Source organism: Streptomyces sp. NPDC055078 (genome assembly GCF_053607985.1).
Genome location: NZ_JBSGUP010001083.1, coordinates 1 through 1,549 on the forward strand (window position 1 = coordinate 1; position 1,549 = coordinate 1,549).

The following is a 1,549-nucleotide window of genomic DNA, read 5'->3' on the forward strand; positions in this document are numbered from 1 at the left end:
CCCACGAAGGAGGCCGAGCAGGCCCGCCACGCACTCGCCGAGGCCGTGGCGGTCGGTACGCAGCCGCAGCTTGGGTGGCTCGGGTGCCTTGGGTGCTTCGGGTGGCTCGGGTGCCCTGGGTGCTTCGGGTGGTTCGTGCGGGTCGTCCACCCCGGTCGTCCCAGTCGTCCCGGTCATTCCGGCTGTCCCGGTGATCTGACCGGCGTTCGCCTTGGCGTACCGTCCTACCTTCACGTCGCGCCGTACGCACACCTCCAGCACCTGCGCCGGCCCGGTCAGCCGCGATGCCGGCGCGGCGGCTGCCGAGGACTTGCCCGAGCCGGGCAGACCGGTGAACCGGACGGTCCTCCCGCCACGCGGATGGCCCGGCACCCTGTACGGCGGGCAGTCGCCCGCGACGGGAACGCGGCCCTCCAGACGGTCCGCGAGCGGCGACGCCTGCCGGTGAGCACCGCGATAGGTACGGGTGACCGGCAGCCGCGGCTGAACCTCGACGAGACCATGGACCGGGACCTGTTGCGTACGACCTCGCGGACGGCGCACGCACCGGCCTGGCCGCCGCCGGATACAACCAGAACGGTCTGCCACTCTTGGACGTGTCCAGATGGCTCGGACCCGACGGGGCGGGCGGCCGAGGTGATGGATCCGGCGCTGACCCGGCACCGTGCTGATTCGGTGCTGACCGAGGTGGAACGAGCTTGCGTTTTCGCAGGTCGGAGGGGTGGATTGAGATGTGTGGACGGTATGCGGCAAGTCGGAGGCCCGAGGATCTCACCGATCTCTTCGAGGCCGAGAAGTGGGAGCCGGAGGAGACACTGGCTCCCGACTGGAATGTAGCCCCCACCAAATCGGTGTACGCGATCCTCGAACGCCCTCTTAAGGACGCGGCGGACCCACGGCCGGTTCGCCAGCTCCGGGCGCTGAAGTGGGGACTCGTACCGTCCTGGTCGAAAACGCCGGAGGGCGCGGCCCGGATGATCAACGCACGGGCGGAGACGGTGCACGAGAAGCCGTCGTTCCGCCGCCCCTTCGCCGCCCGGCGCTGCATCCTGCCGGCCGACGGGTATTACGAGTGGGTGACCGGGGAGGACGAACGCGAGCTGGAGGTGCGGGGGCGCAAGAAGCGGCCCCGTAAGCAGCCGTACTTCGTGACGCCCGCCGACGGGTCGGTGTTCTCGATGGCGGGGCTGTACGAGTTCTGGCGGGACCGGACACTGCCCGACGACCACCCGGGCGCGTGGTGGGCCACCTGCACGGTCATCACGACCGAGGCGGAGCAGGGCCCGCTGGGTGTCGCCCCGGCGGACGGCCCGCGCTCCCTGTCCGACATCCACCCCCGGATGCCGCTGATGCTGACACCCGACCGCTGGGACGCCTGGCTGGACCCGGCGCGTACGGATGTGGAGGAGCTGCGGTCGCTGCTGGAGCCGCCGCCCGAGGGGCTGATGCGGGCGTACGCGGTGACCACGGCGGTGAGCAACGTCCGCAACAACGGACCGGAGCTGCTGGAGGAACTGGCGGCCCCGGAGGAGGGCACGCTCTTCTAGCT

The 1,549-nt window shown here is 70.9% G+C and carries 1 protein-coding gene and 1 pseudogene; one reads left to right on the top strand and one right to left on the bottom strand.

Going from position 1 to position 1,549, the window contains the following annotated elements:
- Positions 1-543, bottom strand: a pseudogene (locus ACWF94_RS40315) (hypothetical protein); the annotation flags it as partial.
- Positions 544-731: 188 nt separating this feature from the next.
- Here ACWF94_RS40315 and ACWF94_RS40320 point away from each other — a divergent pair.
- Positions 732-1,547, top strand: a complete 816-nt coding sequence (locus ACWF94_RS40320; RefSeq protein WP_453500245.1) for an SOS response-associated peptidase — start codon at positions 732-734, stop codon at positions 1,545-1,547.
- Positions 1,548-1,549: the final 2 nt, after the last annotated feature.

What these genes read in the sequence shown, in the direction of transcription:
- ACWF94_RS40320 (WP_453500245.1), top strand. Translation starts at nt 732, where the DNA reads ATGTGTGGACGGTATGCGGCAAGTCGGAGGCCCGAGGATCTCACCGAT.